Source organism: Anaeromyxobacter sp. SG17, assembly GCF_022690695.1.
In the GTDB taxonomy this organism is placed as follows: Bacteria; Myxococcota; Myxococcia; order Myxococcales; family Anaeromyxobacteraceae; genus Anaeromyxobacter; species Anaeromyxobacter soli.
Genome location: NZ_JALCYX010000010.1, coordinates 1 through 17,089 on the forward strand (window position 1 = coordinate 1; position 17,089 = coordinate 17,089).

The 17,089-nt window shown below is 75.0% G+C and carries 12 protein-coding genes; 9 read left to right on the forward strand and 3 right to left on the reverse strand.

Annotated elements, in window-relative coordinates:
* Positions 1-962: zinc-ribbon domain-containing protein (locus MNY60_RS06380; RefSeq protein ID WP_242360227.1), on the reverse strand; the 962-nt coding region annotated here is incomplete at its 3' end.
* Between the two features lie 120 nt (positions 963-1,082).
* Here MNY60_RS06380 and MNY60_RS06385 point away from each other — a divergent pair.
* The 9 genes from MNY60_RS06385 to MNY60_RS06425 all read left to right on the forward strand — a co-directional run bounded on the left by MNY60_RS06385 (position 1,083) and on the right by MNY60_RS06425 (position 13,933).
* Positions 1,083-1,937 (forward strand): lysophospholipid acyltransferase family protein, encoded by an 855-nt coding sequence (locus tag MNY60_RS06385; RefSeq protein WP_242337673.1) that lies wholly within the window; start codon positions 1,083-1,085, stop codon positions 1,935-1,937.
* A gap of 44 nt (positions 1,938-1,981) precedes the next feature.
* Positions 1,982-2,902, forward strand: a complete 921-nt coding sequence (locus MNY60_RS06390) for an SDR family oxidoreductase (protein ID WP_242337677.1) — start codon at positions 1,982-1,984, stop codon at positions 2,900-2,902.
* Positions 2,903-2,931: 29 nt separating this feature from the next.
* Positions 2,932-3,495: a hypothetical protein gene (locus MNY60_RS06395; protein WP_242337672.1), complete on the forward strand. Its 564-nt coding sequence runs from the start codon at positions 2,932-2,934 to the stop codon at positions 3,493-3,495.
* A gap of 85 nt (positions 3,496-3,580) precedes the next feature.
* A complete protein-coding gene (locus MNY60_RS06400) occupies positions 3,581-4,465 on the forward strand; it encodes an Hsp33 family molecular chaperone HslO (protein ID WP_242337670.1) in 885 nt (294 codons plus the stop codon).
* A complete protein-coding gene (locus MNY60_RS06405; RefSeq protein WP_242337668.1) occupies positions 4,462-5,226 on the forward strand; it encodes a phosphoribosyltransferase in 765 nt (254 codons plus the stop codon). Before MNY60_RS06400 ends, MNY60_RS06405 begins: the two co-directional genes overlap by 4 nt.
* A 108-nt stretch (positions 5,227-5,334) precedes the next feature.
* Positions 5,335-7,284, forward strand: coding sequence for a selenocysteine-specific translation elongation factor (selB, locus tag MNY60_RS06410; RefSeq protein ID WP_242337666.1), 1,950 nt, complete (start codon positions 5,335-5,337; stop codon positions 7,282-7,284).
* The gene (locus MNY60_RS06415; RefSeq protein ID WP_242360228.1) at positions 7,281-11,825 is read left to right on the forward strand and encodes a GAF domain-containing protein; all 4,545 of its coding nucleotides are present in this window, start codon (positions 7,281-7,283) and stop codon (positions 11,823-11,825) included. Before selB ends, MNY60_RS06415 begins: the two co-directional genes overlap by 4 nt.
* Positions 11,818-13,269, forward strand: coding sequence for a sigma-54 dependent transcriptional regulator (locus tag MNY60_RS06420; RefSeq protein WP_242360229.1), 1,452 nt, complete (start codon positions 11,818-11,820; stop codon positions 13,267-13,269). Before MNY60_RS06415 ends, MNY60_RS06420 begins: the two co-directional genes overlap by 8 nt.
* Before the next feature lie 337 nt (positions 13,270-13,606).
* Positions 13,607-13,933, forward strand: a complete 327-nt coding sequence (locus MNY60_RS06425; protein WP_242337660.1) for a hypothetical protein — start codon at positions 13,607-13,609, stop codon at positions 13,931-13,933.
* Positions 13,934-14,011: 78 nt separating this feature from the next.
* Here MNY60_RS06425 and MNY60_RS06430 read toward each other — a convergent pair whose 3' ends face one another.
* Both MNY60_RS06430 and MNY60_RS06435 read right to left on the reverse strand, forming a co-directional pair.
* Entirely contained in the window at positions 14,012-15,481 is a 1,470-nt protein-coding gene (locus tag MNY60_RS06430; protein WP_242337658.1) for an NADH-quinone oxidoreductase subunit N, read from the reverse strand.
* Between the two features lies 1 nt (position 15,482).
* Positions 15,483-17,087 carry a NuoM family protein gene (locus MNY60_RS06435; RefSeq protein ID WP_242337656.1) on the reverse strand — a complete coding sequence of 535 codons (1,605 nt, stop codon included), beginning with the start codon at positions 17,085-17,087 and terminating at the stop codon, positions 15,483-15,485.
* Positions 17,088-17,089 lie beyond the last annotated feature (2 nt).

The window sequence follows — 17,089 nt, forward strand, 5'->3', positions numbered from 1 at the left end:
CCGGCCGCGCGCGGCCGGCCGGCGCCGCGCCCGAGCCTCGGCGACCCGCGGCGCCGCGCGCCCCCGGCGACCGCCTTCGAGAACGCCTCCACGTCGCCGAGCGGAGCCCACGCGTCCTCTCCGTCCTTGCATGCCTCCTCCTTGCCGGTGAGATCGCCGCGCGAGAGGAGCTCGAGGACGCGCCGCTCGTCGAACGGGCCCACGACCTTGCCGGAGCGGATGCGCACGCGGTAGCGGGCGCCGCCCGGAGCCGGCGCGGCGGCGCCCTCCCCGAAGAGCATCTCGAGGTTCTCGCCGCCCGCGGCGGGCGGATGGGCCGGGGGCGCCTCCGGCGCGGCAGGCGCCGGCGCGCCGAACGGATCGGCCGCGGCGGGCGAGGCCGCGCCGAAGGGCGAGGCCCCCGGCGCGGGGGCGAACGGATCGGTGTCGTCGAGCGAGGGAGGCGGCGGGGCGGCGGGCCGCCCGGCGCCGAGCTCGACCTCGCCGAACCCGAGCGCGCCGCCGTCGGGCGTCGCCTCCACCGCGTCCGCGGTGGCGTCGGGGACGTCGGCTCCGAACGGATCGGCGCCGGGCGTCGAAGGCGGCGCGAGTGGATCGTTTTGCCGCGGCGCGGCGGGGATCGGCGGCGGGAGCGGGACGCTGTCCGGTGCAGGCAGCGCCGGGGGCGGGAGCGGCACCCCTGCCGCCACGGAGCGCGGTGCCGGGAGCGGGACCCCGGCGCTCGGGGGGGGCGGGAGCGGGACGCCCGCGGAGGCGGGCGGCGCGAGCGGGACGGCGCCCTCGGTCTTCCCGGGGAGCGGCACCGGCTCGTCCCCCGCCCGCCGGCCCGCGCCGTCCGCGTCGGCGGGGCGGACCGGGAACGTCTCGCGGCACTTCGGGCACCGGACGTTCAGGCCGGACGCGGGGATACGCCGGTCGTCGATGTTGTAGGCGGCGTGGCAGTGGGGGCAGCCGACCCTCATGTCGCGTTCCTCCGGTGCAGGACGTCTCCGGCGGGCAGGCGAGAGAGCCCTCGGGGTCACGGAAGGTAGCACCCGGTCCGCGGCCCCTTCAAGGAAGCAGGCCCGTGATAAACGGAGGGAATGTCGGAGCTGTCGGACGCCGTGCGCGCGCGGCTCAAGGCGTGGACGTACGAGCTCGGCGGCCCCGGCACCCGCGCCCGGCTCGACAAGATCACCGCGCCCGCCAACGAGTTCGGGGTCGATCCCTACGGCTTCGACCTCGACTTCGCCGTCGCAGCGGTCGCCCCGCTCACCTGGCTCTACCGCAAGTACTTCCGGGTGGAGCTCCACGGCGTCGACAACGTCCCGGCGGAGGGGCGCGTCCTCCTCGTGTCGAACCACTCGGGCCAGCTCCCGTTCGACGCGGCGATGATCGAGGTCGCGCTCCTCGTCGAGAAGGACCCGCCGCGCGTCGTGCGCGCGCTCGTCGAGCGGTGGGTGCCGACCCTCCCGTTCGTCTCGACCTTCATGGCGCGCTGCGGGCAGATCGTCGGCACGCCCGAGAACTGCCGGAGGCTCCTCGCCGCGGACGAGGCGATCCTCGTCTTCCCCGAGGGGGTGCGCGGCCTCAACAAGCCGTTCAGGGAGCGCTACCAGCTCCGCCGCTTCGGCCCGGGGTTCATGCGGCTCGCGCTCGAGTCGGGCGCCCCCATCGTGCCGGTCGGCGTGGTCGGCGCGGAGGAGCAGGCGCCGGCGCTGCTCGACCTGAAGCCGCTCGCGCGCCTCCTCTCCTTCCCCGCCTTTCCCATCACCCCCACCCTCCTCCCCTTCCCCCTCCCCGCGCGCTACCACCTCCACTTCGGCGAGCCGCTCCGCTTCACGGGCTCGCCGGACGAGGACGACGCCGAGCTCGAGCGCAAGGTGGCGGAGGTGCAGGCGGCGGTGGCCGCGCTGCTCGAGCGCGGCCTCGCCGAGCGCAAGCACGTGTTCTGGTAGGAGCCCCCGTGGCGCCCCGCACCGAGCCCATCACCTTCCCCGGCATGCCGCGCACGGTCCTCGTGACCGGGATCTCCGGAAACCTCGGCCGCGCGCTGGCGAAGCTCCTGCACACCGAGACGCGCGTCGTGGGCCTCGACCGGCGCCCGTTCGCGGGGAAGCCCAAGGACCTCGCCCACCACCAGCTCGACATCCGCAAGGCGCGGGTCGAGGAGGTGTTCCGGCGCCACCGGCCCGAGGCGCTCATCCACCTCGGGATCATGCACGACCCCCGCGAGCTGCGGAGCGAGACCCACTCGTTCAACGTCCTCGGCACGCACAAGATCCTGGATCTTTGCGCCCGCCACGGCGTGAAGAAGGCCGTGGTGCTCTCCTCGGCGAACGTCTACGGGCCGCGCCCCGACAACTCGAACTTCCTCCCCGAGGAGACGCCGCTCATGGCGGGGGAGCGCTTCAGCGAGATGCGCGATCTCGTCGAGCTCGACATGTACGCGCAGTCGTTCATGTGGAAGCACCCCGAGCTCGAGACCGTCCTCCTGCGCCCGGTGAACATCGTCGGGCCGACGGTGCGCAACGCGCCGTCGAACTACCTCCGCCTCGCGCGGCCCGTCACGGTCCTCGGCTTCGATCCGATGGTGCAGATCATCCACGAGCAGGACGTGTGCCGCGCGCTCGCGCTCGCGCTCCGGCCCGGCCTGCGCGGCGTCTTCAACGTGACCGGGCCCGGACAGCTCCCGCTCTCCGCGATCCTGCACCAGCTCGGCCGTCACCCCATCCCGGTGCCGCACCTCGTGGTCCGGTCGCTGCTCCGGCGCGCGTTCGAGGCGCGGCTCACGAGCTTCCCGCCGGAGGAGGTGGATCACATCCAGTACCTCTGCGTCGTGGACGGCTCCCGCTTCGTGCGGGAGGCCGGCTGGAGCCCCTCGGCGTCCCTCAGGGATACCATCCGCAGCGTCGTGGCGTAGGCGGATCGCGCTCTGCTATGGGTCACGGCATGCGCACCCTCTCGTCGACCCTGCTGCTCGCCGGCGCGCTCTTCGCGTCGCGTGCCCTCGCGCAGGAGCCCGCCTTCCAGCCCCAGGGCGAGGTCCGCTTCTACTCGACCGGCGGCATGGGCAGCGGGGCCTCGTTCGACGACACCCGCATCGTCGGACCGGACGTGAACCTGACGCGCCGGGAGGACGGCAGCTGGGCGGGCGACATCGCCGGACAGGACGTGAACCTCGTGGGCGGCGAGTCGCGGCTCTCCGGTCCCCAGGTGAACCTCACCTTCAAGCAGAAGAGCGGCAAGACGGACGTCGAGGGGCTGTTCTACGGGCAGCGCGTGCGGATCTCCATCGACCCGAAGAAGCTCAAGGGACGGTACGGGAGCTGCTCGTTCGATCTCTCGCGCGGGCGCGGACCGCCGGTCTACCGCGGCGACGTGGGCTGCCTGCACGAGGGCCAGCGGCTGCCCTCCGCCGGAAAGGCGGGCGTCGAGCTCATCGGCGAGGCGGCGGGCGAGAAGCCGCCTGCCGTCCAGCTCGGCCTCGCGCTCGTCGCGACCCTGCCGCGCTGACGGGCCGCGACGGGCGCGCGCCGGCGGGCTTCCTCGCGGTGCGCGCGGGTGGCGCCGCGCCACGCATCCGGACAGAATGACCCGGATGTCCGATCGTCTCTGCCGCGGCCTCTTCCCCGAGCACGGCCTACGCGCGGTGTTCGTCCGCGTGGGCGACACCGCCCGGATGGCCCGCATGCTCCACGGCCTCTACCCGACGAGCGCCCACCTGTTCGCGCAGGCGCTCACCGGCGGGGCCCTGCTCGGCGCGCTGCAGAAGGAGAAGGGGCGCGTGAACCTGCAGCTCGAGTGCGACGGTCCGCTCTCGGGCCTGTTCGTGGACGCCGATCACGACGGGAACGTGCGCGGCTACGTCCGGCGACCCGCCGTGAACTTCCCGGGCGATCCGGCGCGCGGCGCGCGCGCGGCGCTCGGGGGCTCGGGCTTCCTCTCGGTCCTGCGGCAGCTCGGCGACGGCCAGCACTACCGCAGCGCCGTCGAGCTGGTCACCTTCGACCTGCCGGAGGACCTGCGCCGCTGGTTCGCGGCGAGCGAGCAGGTTGAGACCGCCCTCGACGTCGCCGTCGTACCGCGCGAGGGCGAGCCGCTCGGCGAGGTCGCCGGGGTGCTCCTGCAGCGCCTGCCGGACGGCGACGACGCGGCGATCGAGGCGGCGCGCGCCCGACTCCTCGGAGGCGCGCTCCCGGCGGCCCTCTCCCGCGGCGCCCCAGCCCAGGACATCCTCAGGGAGGTGGGCGGCCAGGGTTTCGAGCTGCTCGCCGACGGCGAGGTGGCGTACCGGTGCGGCTGCAGCGACGCCCGGGCGCGCTCGGCGGTCTCCGCGCTCGGTCGCGAGGGCGTCCTCGAGGTGCTCGCCACCGAGAAGCAGGCCGTGATCACCTGCGAGTTCTGCCGCTCGCGGTACGTCGTGGACGAGGCGGCGCTCCGTGACATCGCGCGCCGGCTGGGGGAGCGCGAGGCGAGCGGGTGAGCACGGCTGTGGTAGATTCTGCTCCCCTGCCGGGCCGGACGAACGGCCCCCTCTCCCGGAGGACCGCCATCCCGACCTCGAAGAAGAGGAAGACCGCCGCCCCCGCGAAGCGCCGCTCCGCGAAGCCCGCCCGCGCCGCCGGAAAGCCCCGCCGCGGCGCGGTGGCGCGCAAGGCGAAGCGCAGCGCCCCGATCGTCGACCACCCGCTCGGCATGGGGGTCGCCGACGGCTTCGCCATGGACCGCCTCGCCGCGCCGGCGCGCATGAAGCGCGCGCCCAAGAAGGCGGTGCGCGAGATCGGCTGGGCCGCCTTCGGCGAGGTCGCGCGGAGCCTCGCGCAGCGGATCGCCGCGCGGTACGAGCCGGACGTGGTCGTCGGCGTCGCCAAGGGCGGCGTGTTCGTGGGCGGAGCGCTCGCCGCCGCGCTGGGCGTGGACTTCTACCCGGTGCGCATCGAGAAGCGCCGGCGCGACGCCGCGCCGCTGCCGGAGCCCGTGGTCGAGCTGCCCGATCTCTCGCGCAAGAAGGTCCTCGTCGTGGACGACGTCGCGGCGAGCGGCGCCACGCTCGCGAAGGCGCGCGCGGTGACCCGCAAGGCGGGCGCGCGCGAGGTGCGCACCGCCGTGCTCGTCGTCCGGCCCGACGGGGCGCGGCCCGACTTCTCCTTCCTCGAGACGGACGAGCTCGTCCTGTTCGGCTGGGACTACCAGCTCGACGGCGGCGAGGCGGGCGGCGTCGATCCGGGCGAGGTCGGGGTTTGACGGCGCCCCCCGCGCGCACGGAGCCTGCCGCGACGCACGCTGCCTGCCTGCGCCGGGCGCCATGAGGCGGAGGTTCGGGGGGGCCTGCGGGCCGTCCCGGGGGAGCACATGAAGCGCGTCGTCGTCGGCACCGCCGGACACATCGATCACGGCAAGAGCTCGCTCGTGCGCGCACTCACCGGGATCGATCCGGACCGGCTGCGCGAGGAGAAGCGGCGCGGCATCACCATCGAGCTCGGGTTCGCGCACCTCGCGCTGCCCGACGGCACCGTGGCCGGCGTCGTCGACGTCCCCGGCCACGAGCGGTTCGTCCGGGCGATGGCGGCCGGCGCGGGCGGGATCGACCTCGTCGTGCTGGTCGTCGCCGCGGACGAGGGCGTCATGCCCCAGACCCGCGAGCACCTCGACATCTGCCGCCTCCTGGGCGTGCCGCGCGGGCTCGTGGCGGTGACGAAGTCGGATCTCCTGCCCGGGCTGGGCGCCGACTGGTTGCCGCTCCTCGAGCAGGACATCCGCGAGGCGACGAAGGGGACGTTCCTGGAGGGCGCCGCGGTGCTGCCGGTGTCCTCCGCCACGGGCGAGGGGCTGGACGAGCTCCGCGCCGAGATCGCCCGGCTCGCGGGCGAGGTGACGGAGCGGCCGGCGGACGGGCCGGTGTTCCTGCCCATCGACCGCGCCTTCTCCATGAAGGGGTTCGGGACGGTGGTCACCGGGACGCTGCTCTCGGGGCAGATCGCCGAGGGTGACGAGGCGGCGCTCCTGCCGTCGCCGCCGGGGGCGCCGCCCCTCCGCGTCCGGAGCGTGCAGGTGCACGGCAAGGCCGCCCCGCGCGCGCTCGCCGGCCAGCGCACGGCGGTGAACCTCCCCGGCATCGAGCCCACCGCGGTCGCGCGGGGCCAGGCGCTCGTGCACGCCGGCGTCGTGCCGCCGTCCTCGATCCTCGACGCCGAGGTGACGCTCCTCGCCGCCGCGCCGCGCCCGCTCAAGCACCGCGCGAAGCTCCTCCTCCACGTGGGCACCGCGCAGGTGCCGGCCGCCGTCGCGCTCCTCGATCGCGCCGAGCTCCGCCCCGGCGAGACCGCCTTCGCGCAGCTCCGCCTCGGGGCGCCGGTCGCGGCGCTCCCGGGCCAGCGCTTCATCCTGCGCGGCTTCGCGGTGCTCGAGGGGCGCGGCAAGACCGTCGGCGGCGGGCGCGTCCTCGCCGTGGCCGCCCCGCGGCGCCGCCGCGGGCGTCCCGAGGCGACGCGGCAGCTCGAGGTGCTCGCCCGCGGCGACCCCGACGCGCGCGTCGCGGCCGTGCTCGAGCTGGCCGGGCCGGCGGGGCTCGACCTGCCCGGCCTCGTGGGGCGGACCGCGCTCGCGCCCAGGGCGGCGCAGGGCGCGCTCGACCGCCTCGGCGCGAAGGGCGGCGCCGTGCTGTTCGATCGCGAGCGCCGCGCCTACGTGGGGGGCCCGGTCGCCCAGGAGCTCGCGCGGCGCCTCCTCGCCGCGGTCGACGCGTTCCACGCCGCGCACCCGCTCGCGGCGGGCATCGGCCGCGAGGAGCTGCGGGGGAGCCTGCCCCCCATCACCGATCCCCGCCTGTTCCAGCGGCTCCTCGCCCAGCTCGCGGAGAGGGGCGAGCTCGTCGTCCAGGGCGACCAGGTGCGCCGGAAGGGCCACGCCGCCGCCTCCGGCGCCGACGCGGGGGCGCTGAAGGAGAAGGTCGCGCAGGCGCTCGCCCAGGGTGGGCTCACGCCGGCCTGGCTCGCGGAGCTGCCGCTGCTCGTGGGAGGCGCGCCGGCCGACGTGCAGGCGGTGCTGAAGCTCCTCCTCGCCGAGGGGCGCGTCGTCCGCGCGAGCGCGGAGCTCTGGTTCGACGCGGGCGCGGTCGGGGCGCTCCGGGAGCGGCTCGTCGCCTTCCTGCGCGAGCGGCGCGAGATCTCGACCCAGGAGTTCAAGGACCTCGTCGGCGCCACCCGCAAGCACGTCATCCCGCTCGCCGAGTACTTCGATCGCGAGAAGGTCACCCTGCGCGTCGGCGAGAAGCGCGTGCTGCGCGGGGAGGGGCGCGCATGAGCGAGGCGCCGCTCGAGGCCGTCGGCACGGTCGTCATCCGCGGGGGGCGGATCCTGTACGCGAGCCCGCTCGTGGCGGCGCTCGTGGAGAGCACGAGCGCCGCGCTCGTCGGCGCGAAGGCGTTCGAGCTCCTCGCCCCGGAGGACCGGTCGCGCACGGCGGACCGGTACGCGCGGCTGCTCCGCGGCGAGCCGACGCCGGCCGAGTACGAGGTCGCCCTCGCGCTGCCCGGCGGCGGGCGCCGGGCGGTGGAGCTCAGGATGGACGTCGACGGCCGGGACGTGCTGGTGCGCGTCCGGGACGTCTCCGCGCGCGCCGACCGCCGCCCCCGCCTCGAGGCGCTCGCGGCGCTCGGCGCGGCCATCCAGCGCGAGCGGAACGAGGCGGGGGTGTTCGAGCGCGTCCGCGACGGGCTGCGCGCCATCGGGCTCACCTCGCTCCTCATGCGCCCCGAGTCGGACGGCGTCCGCCTGGAGTGGGCCGCGCCGGCGCCCGCGATCGAGGCCGAGTTCGTGGAGAAGGCGGGGCCCCTCGTCGGCCGCGTTGGCGCGTGGGGATCGTTCTCCCGCGCCGTGTGGGCGGACGGGGTGGCGTTCTCCGACGACTGGGGGTCGGAGGTCGCGGCGTTCGTGGGTGACCCGCGGGCCGAGGTCGCCCACGCGAGCGCGGTCGCGCTCCGCCTCACCCGCGCCATCGCGGTCCGCCTCGACGAGCGGACCGCCATCCGGAACTACCTCGTCATCGTCGGCGACTGGCTCGACCGCGGCGACGTCGCGGCGGTGCGGCTCTTCGGGGCGCAGGTGGCCGCCGCGCTCGACGCGGCGCGCATCATCGCCGACCTCTCGCGCCGCAACGCCGAGCTCGCGGCGCTGAACCGGCTGGGCGCCATCGCCGGCGACGCGGCGGATCTGCCGAGCTTCTTCGCGCGCTCCGCCGAGCTGGTGCGGGCCGCCACGGGCTGCGACGCGCTCGGCGTCTACGTGCTCGAGGACCGCGAGGGCGAGCTCGCCTGCCGCTTCCACGACGGGGTCGAGAACGCGCCGGCGGACACCGCCCGCCTCCCGCTCACCTCGCCGCTCGGGGACGTCGTGCGCGACCGCACCGCGCGGGTGGTGGAGGCCCGCGCCGACGATCCGGGCGGCGCGCTGGTGGCGCGCCTCGGCTTCGCGGCCAGCGCCTGGGTTCCGCTCGTGGCGCGCTCGCGCGTGGTCGGCGTCATGACCGCCGGGTACCGCTCCGGCCCGGAGCGGGCGCACTCGCGGCTCGACGTGCTCGCCGCGGCGGCCGCCCACTTCGCCGGCGCGATCGAGTCCCACGGCCTGCTCGGTGACCTGCGCCGGCGCGTCGGCGAGCTCACCCTCCTCAACGACCTCGCGCTCGCCTCGGCGCAGCTCGACCCGGTGCTGCTGCTCGACGCCGCGCTCCGCCGCGTGTGCGGCACGCTCGACGCGGGCGGGGCCGCGTTCCTGCGCGACGGCGACCGGCTCCTGCTCGTCTCCGGCGTGGGCCTCGCGCCCGAGGCGGCGCGCGCGGTCGCCCAGCTCCAGGTCGGCGAGGGCGCCCCCGGCCTCGCGGTGGCGCGCCTCGGCCCCGTGGACGGGCGCGACCCGGCCAGCGGCGGCGACGCCTGGGAGGCGTTCCGCGCCGCGCGCGGCGACGGGCCGCTCGTGGCCGTGCCGCTGCTCGCGAAGGCCCACGCGCTCGGGGCGCTCCTCGTGACCCGACCCGTCAACGGGCGCGAGCTCGAGCCGGGCGACGTCGGCCTCCTCTCCGCCATCGGCGTGCAGCTGGGCGTCGCCGTCGAGAACGCGCGCCTCTTCGCGGACGTGCGGCGCCGCCTCTCCGACCTCGAGGCCGTCCACGCGCTCGCGCTGCGGATCTTCGGGAACGCGCCGGGGGACGTGCGGGCGCTGCTCGAGGACGGCTGCCGCGAGGTCGCCCGCGCCCTCTCCGCCCGCGGCGCGGCGGTGCTGCTCGTGGACGACGGAGGGCGCGCCCTGCGGGGCGTGGCCGCGTTCGGGGCGCCGCTGGATCCGGCGAAGATGCGGATCTCGCTCGAGGAGGACGGGATCGCCGCGGAGGCGTTCCGGCGCCGCGCGCCGGCGTGGAGCGCCGACGTGAAGGGCGATCCGCGCACGAGCATCCACGCCGCGCCCGGCATGCCGTCCCTCGCGATGCTCGCCGTCCCGCTGACCTCCCGTGAAGCGACCCGCGGGGTGCTCTTCATCGCCGACGACGCCGGCCGCAGCTTCGGCGATCCGGAGCTCGCGCTCGCGAACGCGCTCGCCGGCGAGCTCGCCGTCGGGCTCGAGAACGCCGAGCTCTACGCCGAGGCGCGCGCGCGCGTCGAGGAGCTCTCGCTCCTCAACGAGATGGGCAGGACCGTGGCGGCCTCGCTCGATCTCGACCAGGTGCTGCGGGACGGCGTGGAGGCGGGCCGCCGCCTGCTCGACGCGAGCCGCGGTGCGGTGGTGCTCTACGATCCGGTCGCGAGCGAGCTGCACCTCGCGGCGGGGACGGGGCTCGAGGAGGAGGATCCCGCCCTCTTGCCCCAGGCGCTGCGCGACGGGGGCGTCTCCTTCCGCGTGATCCGCGAGCGGCGGGCCATCGTGGTGGACGACGCCCGAAACCACCTCGAGGTGAACGCCGAGCTCCGGGACCGGCTCTCGCCGCGCGCCATGCTCTTCGCGCCGCTGCTCCTGCGCGGCGAGCCGCTCGGCGTGCTCGTCATCGAGGAGTCCCGCCGCCCCCGGCGCTTCACGGAGGCGGACGTCCAGCGGGTCACCGCGGTGGCGAACCAGCTCGCGGTGGCGATCGAGAACGCCCGCCTGTACCAGGCCGCGCGCGACCGCCTCGCCGAGCTCTCCGCGGTCATCGACGTCGCCCGGGTGGTCTCGTCCTCGCTCGAGCTCGAGGAGGTGCTCGGCGCCGGCGCGGAGCAGCTCATGCGCACCCTCGAGGTCCCGGCGTGCACGATCCTCCTCGGCGACGTGCGCGGGCAGGCGCTGCGACGCGCGGCGTTCCGGGGCGCGCCGGTCGGCGCGGACCGCCTCTCGCTCGAGGAGCCCTCCATGGCGCGGGCCGCCCTCGAGGCGCACGCGCCGCTCGCCGGGCGCGCCGACACGGGCGCGGCGGTGCTCGCCGTCCCGCTGCACGTCCGCGACCAGCCGGTCGGCGTCGCGCTCGTCGAGGGCGCGGACGCGGAGCGCACCTTCACCCCCGGCGAGCTCTCCCGCGCCATGGCCATCGCGAGCCAGCTCGCCGTCGCCGTGGACAACGCGCGGCTCTACTCCGAGACCCGCCGCCGCGCCGAGGAGCTCGCGCTGCTCCACGACGTCGGCCGCTCCCTCGCCACCCTCGACATCGAGCAGGTGCTCGGCGAGGGCGTGAAGAACCTCGCGCGCATCGTCGACTGCACCGCCGCGTTCCTCGCGCTCGGGCCCGGCGACGGGGGCAGCCCCGAGATCCGGGCCGTGGCGGGGCCGCTGCGGGGCCTGCTCGGGCGCCGGCTCCCGCCGGGCTCGACGCCCATCGAGAGCCCCGTCCTCGAGCGGGGCGAGGCCGTCGCGATCGAGGACGTGGAGCAGGATCCTCGCGTCTCCCCCGAGGCCCGGGCGCTGACCGGGGCCCGCGCCCTGCTCGTGCTCCCGCTCCTCGTCCGCGAGCGCACCATCGGCGCGGCCGTCATCATCGAGACCCGCGCGCCGCGCCGCTTCACGTCCGCGGAGATCCAGCGCGCCGCCGCCATCTCGAACCAGCTCGCCGTCGCCGCGGAGAACGCCCGCCTCTACGAGGACCTCCGCAAGAGCTACGCGGAGCTCGCCCGGGCGCAGCGGCAGCTCATCCAGCAGGAGCGGCTCGCCGCGCTCGGCGAGCTCTCCGCGGTCGTCGCCCACGAGGTGCGCAACCCCCTCGGCGTGATCTTCAACTCGCTCGGCTCGCTGCGCCGGCTCATCCGCCCCGCCGGCGACGCGAAGCTGCTCCTCGACATCGTGGGCGAGGAGGCGGACCGCCTGAACCGGATCGTCGGCGACCTGCTCGACTTCGCGCGCCCCTCCGAGCCGCAGCTCCGCCCCGAGCGGCTCGAGCGCGTCGTCGACGAGGCGATCCAGACCGCGCTCGCCCAGAACCCGCAGGGCGTGGAGGTCCACCGGGAGGTGGATCCCGACCTGCCGGCCGTCCCGATGGACGCGCGCCTCGTGCGCCAGGCGGTCATCAACATCGCCGTGAACGCGCTCCAGGCGATGCCCCGCGGTGGCCGGCTCACCGTCCGGCTGCGGCGCGAGGACGGCGCCGCCGCCCTCGACCTCGAGGACACCGGTCCCGGCATCCCCGAGGAGGTCCGGCACCGGATCTTCGAGCCCTTCTTCACGACCAAGGCGAGCGGGACCGGGCTCGGGCTCGCGGTGGTGAAGCGGATCGTCGACGGCCACGGCGGCGAGCTCGCCGTGCAGAGCCGCCCGGGCGGCACCGGCACGGCGTTCCGCCTCCGGCTGCCGCTGCGCCCGTCCCCCACCGAGAAGGAAGCCGCCCATGGTTGAGCTCCCCCCCGGCGTCGCCGGCTCCCAGGACGGCGGGGATCTCGCGCGCCGCGCGGCCGCGAGCGTTCCCCCCACGGGCAAGGTCCTCGTCGTCGACGACCAGAAGAACATGCGCGCCACGACCGCCATCGTGCTGCGCCAGGCCGGACACGTGGTGGAGGAGGCGGAGGACGGCGCGGCGGCGGTGCAGCGCCTCCAGCAGGAGACCTTCGACGTCGTCCTCACCGACCTGCGGATGCCGAGCGTCGACGGGATGGAGGTCCTGCGCGCGGCGCAGCGGCTCGCGCCCGAGACCCAGGTCATCGTGATGACCGCCTACGGCACGATCGAGTCGGCGGTCGACGCGATCCGGGAGGGGGCCTACGACTTCCTCGCGAAGCCGTTCAAGGAGGACGAGCTCCTCCTGCGCGTCTCGAAGGCGCTCGAGAAGCGCCGCCTGCTCGGGGAGGTGAGCCTCTTCGCGGGGGAGTTCCGCAAGCGCTACGGCCTCGAGCACGTCATCGGCCGCTCCGCCGCCATGCGCGAGGTGCTCGACCGCGTGGTGCGCGTGGCGCCCACCGACGCCACGGTCCTCGTCACCGGCGAGTCGGGCACCGGCAAGGAGCTCGTCGCCCGCGCGATCCACGTCGCGAGCCGCCGCGGCGACAAGCCGTTCGTGCCGGTGAACTGCGCCGCCATCACCGAGACGCTCCTCGAGTCGGAGCTCTTCGGCCACGCGAAGGGCGCCTTCACCGGGGCGATCCGCGCCCGGCGCGGCCTGTTCGAGGAGGCGAACGGCGGGACGCTCTTCATCGACGAGGTGGGGGAGACCGCGCCGGGCTTCCAGGCGAAGCTCCTGCGCGCCCTGCAGGAGGGCGAGATCCGCCGGGTGGGCGAGTCCGCGCCGGTCCAGGTCGACGTGCGCATCATCGCGGCGACGAACCAGGATCTGCGCCGCGCCATCTCCGAGCGCCGGTTCCGCGAGGACCTCTACTACCGGCTGGCGGTGGTGCCGGTCCGGATCCCCCCGCTGCGGGAGCGGCGCGAGGACATCCCCCTCCTCGCCGCCCACTTCGTGCAGCGCTACAACCGCCGCACCGCCGAGGGGAAGATCCTCACCCCCGAAGCGCTCGCCCGGCTCGTCGAGCACGAGTGGCCCGGCAACGTGCGAGAGCTCGAGAACGCGATCGAGCAGGCCGCGGCGCTCTCTCCCAGCCGGGAGATCCGCGCGGGCGACGTACACATCGAGGCCGTGCGCGACGTCGGTCCGGGGCGCGACGAGGACCGCCGCACGCTCGCCGAGGCGGTGGAGGACGCGGAGCGGCGCACCATCGAGGCGGCGCTCGCGCGCTGCGAGGGCGATCTCGGCCGCGTGGCGCGCGAGCTCGGGGTCTCGCCGACGACGCTGTGGCGGAGGATGAAGCGGCTCGCCATCGATGCCCGCGGCGCCGTTCCCCCGGCCTAGCCCGCGGCGACGGCGAGCCGTCGACGCGCGGCCAGGCGCCGCCGAGCGAGTGCGGGACACGCGTTTTTCAGCTCTGAAACGGCCGCCTTTCACGTGTGCAACGCGGAGGCCCGCTGGGTCACTGCGGGGGTCCCCTCGCCGGTGGAACGTTCGACCGCCATCCTCCTGGATTTCCTCGGTTGTCCGGCAAGAAGGACGCGCAAGGCCCCGGATGGCACCGATGTTGCTCTTAGCGAACCAAGAGAAGTGCAAAGCAGCCTGTTGAAGGAGGTCCCCCCCCGCCACTTCAGCTGCGCTTTGCACTTCTTTTCTTTTTTCTCCGCGGATCGCCGCCCGCATGGCCTCGTTCCTCATCGTCGACGGTGACCGAAACTTCCGCGAGGCACTCGCGATCGCGCTCAGGTTGGACGGCCACGCGGCCGTCGCCGCGGACACCGCGGACGACGCCCTGGCGCGAATCGCGACGCGGCGACCCGACTGCTGCGTGGTGGACGCGCACCTCGTCGGCTCGGACACCGTGCTCGAGGCCGCGGCCGCGGCCGGCGTGCGCACGGTCGTGACGGGCCCCCACGAGGATCTCCTCGCCCACGTCGTGCGCCGTCACCCGCGCGCGCAGCCGCTCCCGAAGCCGTTCGCCGCCGACGCGCTCGCGCGGCCCGCCTGAAGGTTCTGACGAGGCTGCGCGCCCGCCGGCACCGCGTTGATCGCGGCGCGGCGGGCGCGTGAGGAACGGCCGGAGAGCCTAGAGCAGGATGGCGCCGGCGGCCTGGGCGAGGCGGATCACCGGGTCGGCGACGAGCCCGAGCACCACCACCACCGCGACCGCCGCGGCCAGGGCGACCGAGGTCGCGGCGGACGAGAGCGGCTCCGCCTCGCCGGCCGCGGGCCGCATGTACATGTAGACCACGACGCGGAGGTAGTAGTAGATGCCCATCGCGCTCGTCAGCACGCCGAGGATGGCGAGGCCGTAGAGCTGCGCGCCGATGGCCGCCTGGAAGATGTAGAGCTTCCCGATGAAGCCCGCGGTGGGCGGGATCCCCGCGAGCGACAGCAGGAACACGGCCATCGCGAACGCGAGCCCCGGGCGGCGCCGCGCCAGCCCCGCGAAGCGCTCGAGGTCCCACGCGTCGGCGGGCTCGTCGTCGAGGCGGGAGCGCCGCTCGAGCGCGCCCACCACGGTGAAGGCGCCGATCGCCGTCGCCGCGTACACGGCGAGGTAGAAGAGCAGCCCCGCGAGCGCCTTCTCGCGCACGCCCGCGACCGAGGCGGACAGCACGCCGACGAGGAGGTACCCGGCGTGCGCCACGGAGGAGTACGCGAGCATCCGCTTCACGGAGCGCTGGGGCACCGCGAGCAGGTTCCCGAAGATCATCGTCAGCACGGCGAGGCCGCTGATGACGCCCGAGAACGCCGTCGCCTGCGCGGCGGTCCCCGCCTCCGCGGAGAGGAAGATGCGGGCGAGGAGCGCGAACGCGGCGGCCTTCACCCCGGCCGCCATGAACGCGGTCACCGGCGTGGGGGCGCCCTCGTAGACGTCGGGCGTCCAGGCGTGGAACGGCACCGCCGCGATCTTGAAGGCGATGCCGGCCGCGACGAGGCTCAGCCCGGCGAGGGAGAGCGGCGAGCCGCGGCCCTTCGCGAGCTCGCCGAACAGGGTGGAGCCGGACGCGCCGTAGAGCAGCGCCGAGCCGTAGAGGAAGAGCGCCGAGGAGATGGCCCCGAGCACGAGGTACTTGAACGCCGCCTCGGAGGGGCGCTTGCCGCGGCGGAGGTAGGCGGCGAGCGAGTACGTCGCGAGGCTCATCACCTCGATGGCGATGAACGCGACGAGGAGGTCGGTCGCCATGCCGAGCAGGGCCATGCCGGCCGTGCCGAACAGCGCGAGCCCGTAGAACTCCCCGCGCTCCGCGTTCCGGGCGCGCAGCCAGCCCGCGCCGACGAGCGCGGAGAGCGCGAGCCCGGCGCACACGACCACCGTCACGAAGGCCGAGAAGTCGTCGACCACCGCCTGGCGGTTGAACACGTAGCCGGAGTAGGGCCGGGCGATCGCCGCGGCCCCCGCGGCGACGGCGAACACGACCGTGATGGCGGCCTGGTACCCGCGCCGCCCCGAGACGAGGAACACCTCGCTGAGGAGCACCGCGAGCGCCCCGACCGTGAGGATCGCGATCGGGAGGAGCGCCACGAAGTCGTTCGTCGGGAAGCCGTTCATGTCAGTGAGCCCCGCCGGTGGGGAGGACGATGGGGAGCGTCGGGGCGGGAAGCTGGGCGCCCGCGCGGACCGCCACGGACGGCGTGACCGTGCCGACCTGCGGGCCGATGCCGAGCCGCGCCTCCGCCTGCTGGAACCGCCCGATGAGCCGGTCGACGGCCGGCTTCGCCGGCGCGAGGAACGGGCCGGGGAGGATCCCCATCACCACGATGAGCACGAGCATCGGGACGAGGACGAAGCCCTCGCGGACGCTGAGATCGGGGAGGGCGCGGTTCGCCGGGTTCCGCATGGCCCCGAAGAACACCCGCTCGACCAGGATGAGCATGTAGACCGCGCCGAGGATGACGCCGAGCGCGCCGAGGGTCGCGAACACCGGCGCCGAGCCGAGCCGCGAGAGCCAGGTGCCGGAGAGGATGAGGAACTCGCCGACGAAGCCGTTCGTGCCCGGCAGCCCGACCGACGACAGCATCACGATGACGAACGCCGTCGCGATCCAGGGGACCTGCTTCGCGATCCCGCCGTACTCCGCGATGAGCCGCGTGTGGCGCCGCTCGTAGAGCATGCCGACGAGGAGGAACAGCGCGCCCGTCGACACGCCGTGGTTCAGCATCTGGTAGACGGAGCCGGTGAGCCCCTCGGCCGAGAGCGCCACGAGGCCGAGCATCACGAAGCCGAGGTGCGAGACCGAGGAGTAGGCGACGAGCCGCTTCATGTCGGTCTGCACGAGCGACATGAGCGCGCCGTAGAGGATGCCGATCACCGCGAGCACGGCGATGACGTTCCGGTACTGCAGCGCCGCCTCCGGGAAGAGCGGCAGCGCGTACCGGAAGAAGCCGAAGGTGCCCATCTTGAGGAGCACGCCGGCGAGGATGACTGAGCCGGCGGTCGGGGCCTCGGTGTGCGCGTCGGGCAGCCAGGTGTGGAGCGGGAACATCGGCACCTTCACCGCGAACGCGACGGCGAACGCGAGGAAGAGCCAGCGGGCGTGGTCGGGCGTCACCTGCAGCGCCTGCCGCGCCTGGACGTAGTCGAAGGTCCCGCCGTCGTGGAAGTAGATGTAGATGATGGCGAGCAGCATGAGGACGCTCGCCGTGAACGTGTAGATGAAGAACTTCACCGTCGCGTACAGGCGGTTCTGCGAGCCCCAGATGCCGATGAGCAGGTACATCGGCACGAGGATGAGCTCCCAGAACACGTAGAAGAGCACGAGGTCGAGCGCGGCGAAGGTCCCGATCATCGCCGTCTCGAGCACGAGCAGCGCGATCATGAACTCCTTCACGCGCTCCTCGACCGCCCGCCACGCGGACAGGATCACGATGGGCGTGAGCGCCGTCGTGAGCATCACGAGCAGGAGCGCGACGCCGTCGAGGCCGACGTGGTAGCCGATGCCGAGCGACTGGATCCACGGCAGGCGCTGCTCGAACTGGAACTCGGGCGCGCTCGCGGAGGCGTCGAAGCCGAACCAGAGCCCGAGCGACAGCACGAAGGTGAGGAGCGAGAAGCCGAGCGTGAGCGCGCGGTGCTGCCCGGGCTCGTCGCGCGGGACGAGCACGAGCGCGAGCGCGCCGGCGAGCGGGAGGAAGGTGACGAGGGTGAGGAGGTTCACGG

What these genes read in the sequence shown, in the direction of transcription:
- MNY60_RS06385 (WP_242337673.1), top strand. Translation starts at nt 1,083, where the DNA reads ATGTCGGAGCTGTCGGACGCCGTGCGCGCGCGGCTCAAGGCGTGGACG.
- MNY60_RS06390 (WP_242337677.1), top strand. Translation starts at nt 1,982, where the DNA reads ATGCCGCGCACGGTCCTCGTGACCGGGATCTCCGGAAACCTCGGCCGC.
- MNY60_RS06395 (WP_242337672.1), top strand. Translation starts at nt 2,932, where the DNA reads ATGCGCACCCTCTCGTCGACCCTGCTGCTCGCCGGCGCGCTCTTCGCG.
- MNY60_RS06400 (WP_242337670.1), top strand. Translation starts at nt 3,581, where the DNA reads ATGTCCGATCGTCTCTGCCGCGGCCTCTTCCCCGAGCACGGCCTACGC.
- selB (WP_242337666.1), top strand. Translation starts at nt 5,335, where the DNA reads ATGAAGCGCGTCGTCGTCGGCACCGCCGGACACATCGATCACGGCAAG.
- MNY60_RS06415 (WP_242360228.1), top strand. Translation starts at nt 7,281, where the DNA reads ATGAGCGAGGCGCCGCTCGAGGCCGTCGGCACGGTCGTCATCCGCGGG.
- MNY60_RS06420 (WP_242360229.1), top strand. Translation starts at nt 11,818, where the DNA reads ATGGTTGAGCTCCCCCCCGGCGTCGCCGGCTCCCAGGACGGCGGGGAT.
- MNY60_RS06425 (WP_242337660.1), top strand. Translation starts at nt 13,607, where the DNA reads ATGGCCTCGTTCCTCATCGTCGACGGTGACCGAAACTTCCGCGAGGCA.
- MNY60_RS06430 (WP_242337658.1), bottom strand. Translation starts at nt 15,481, where the DNA reads ATGAACGGCTTCCCGACGAACGACTTCGTGGCGCTCCTCCCGATCGCG.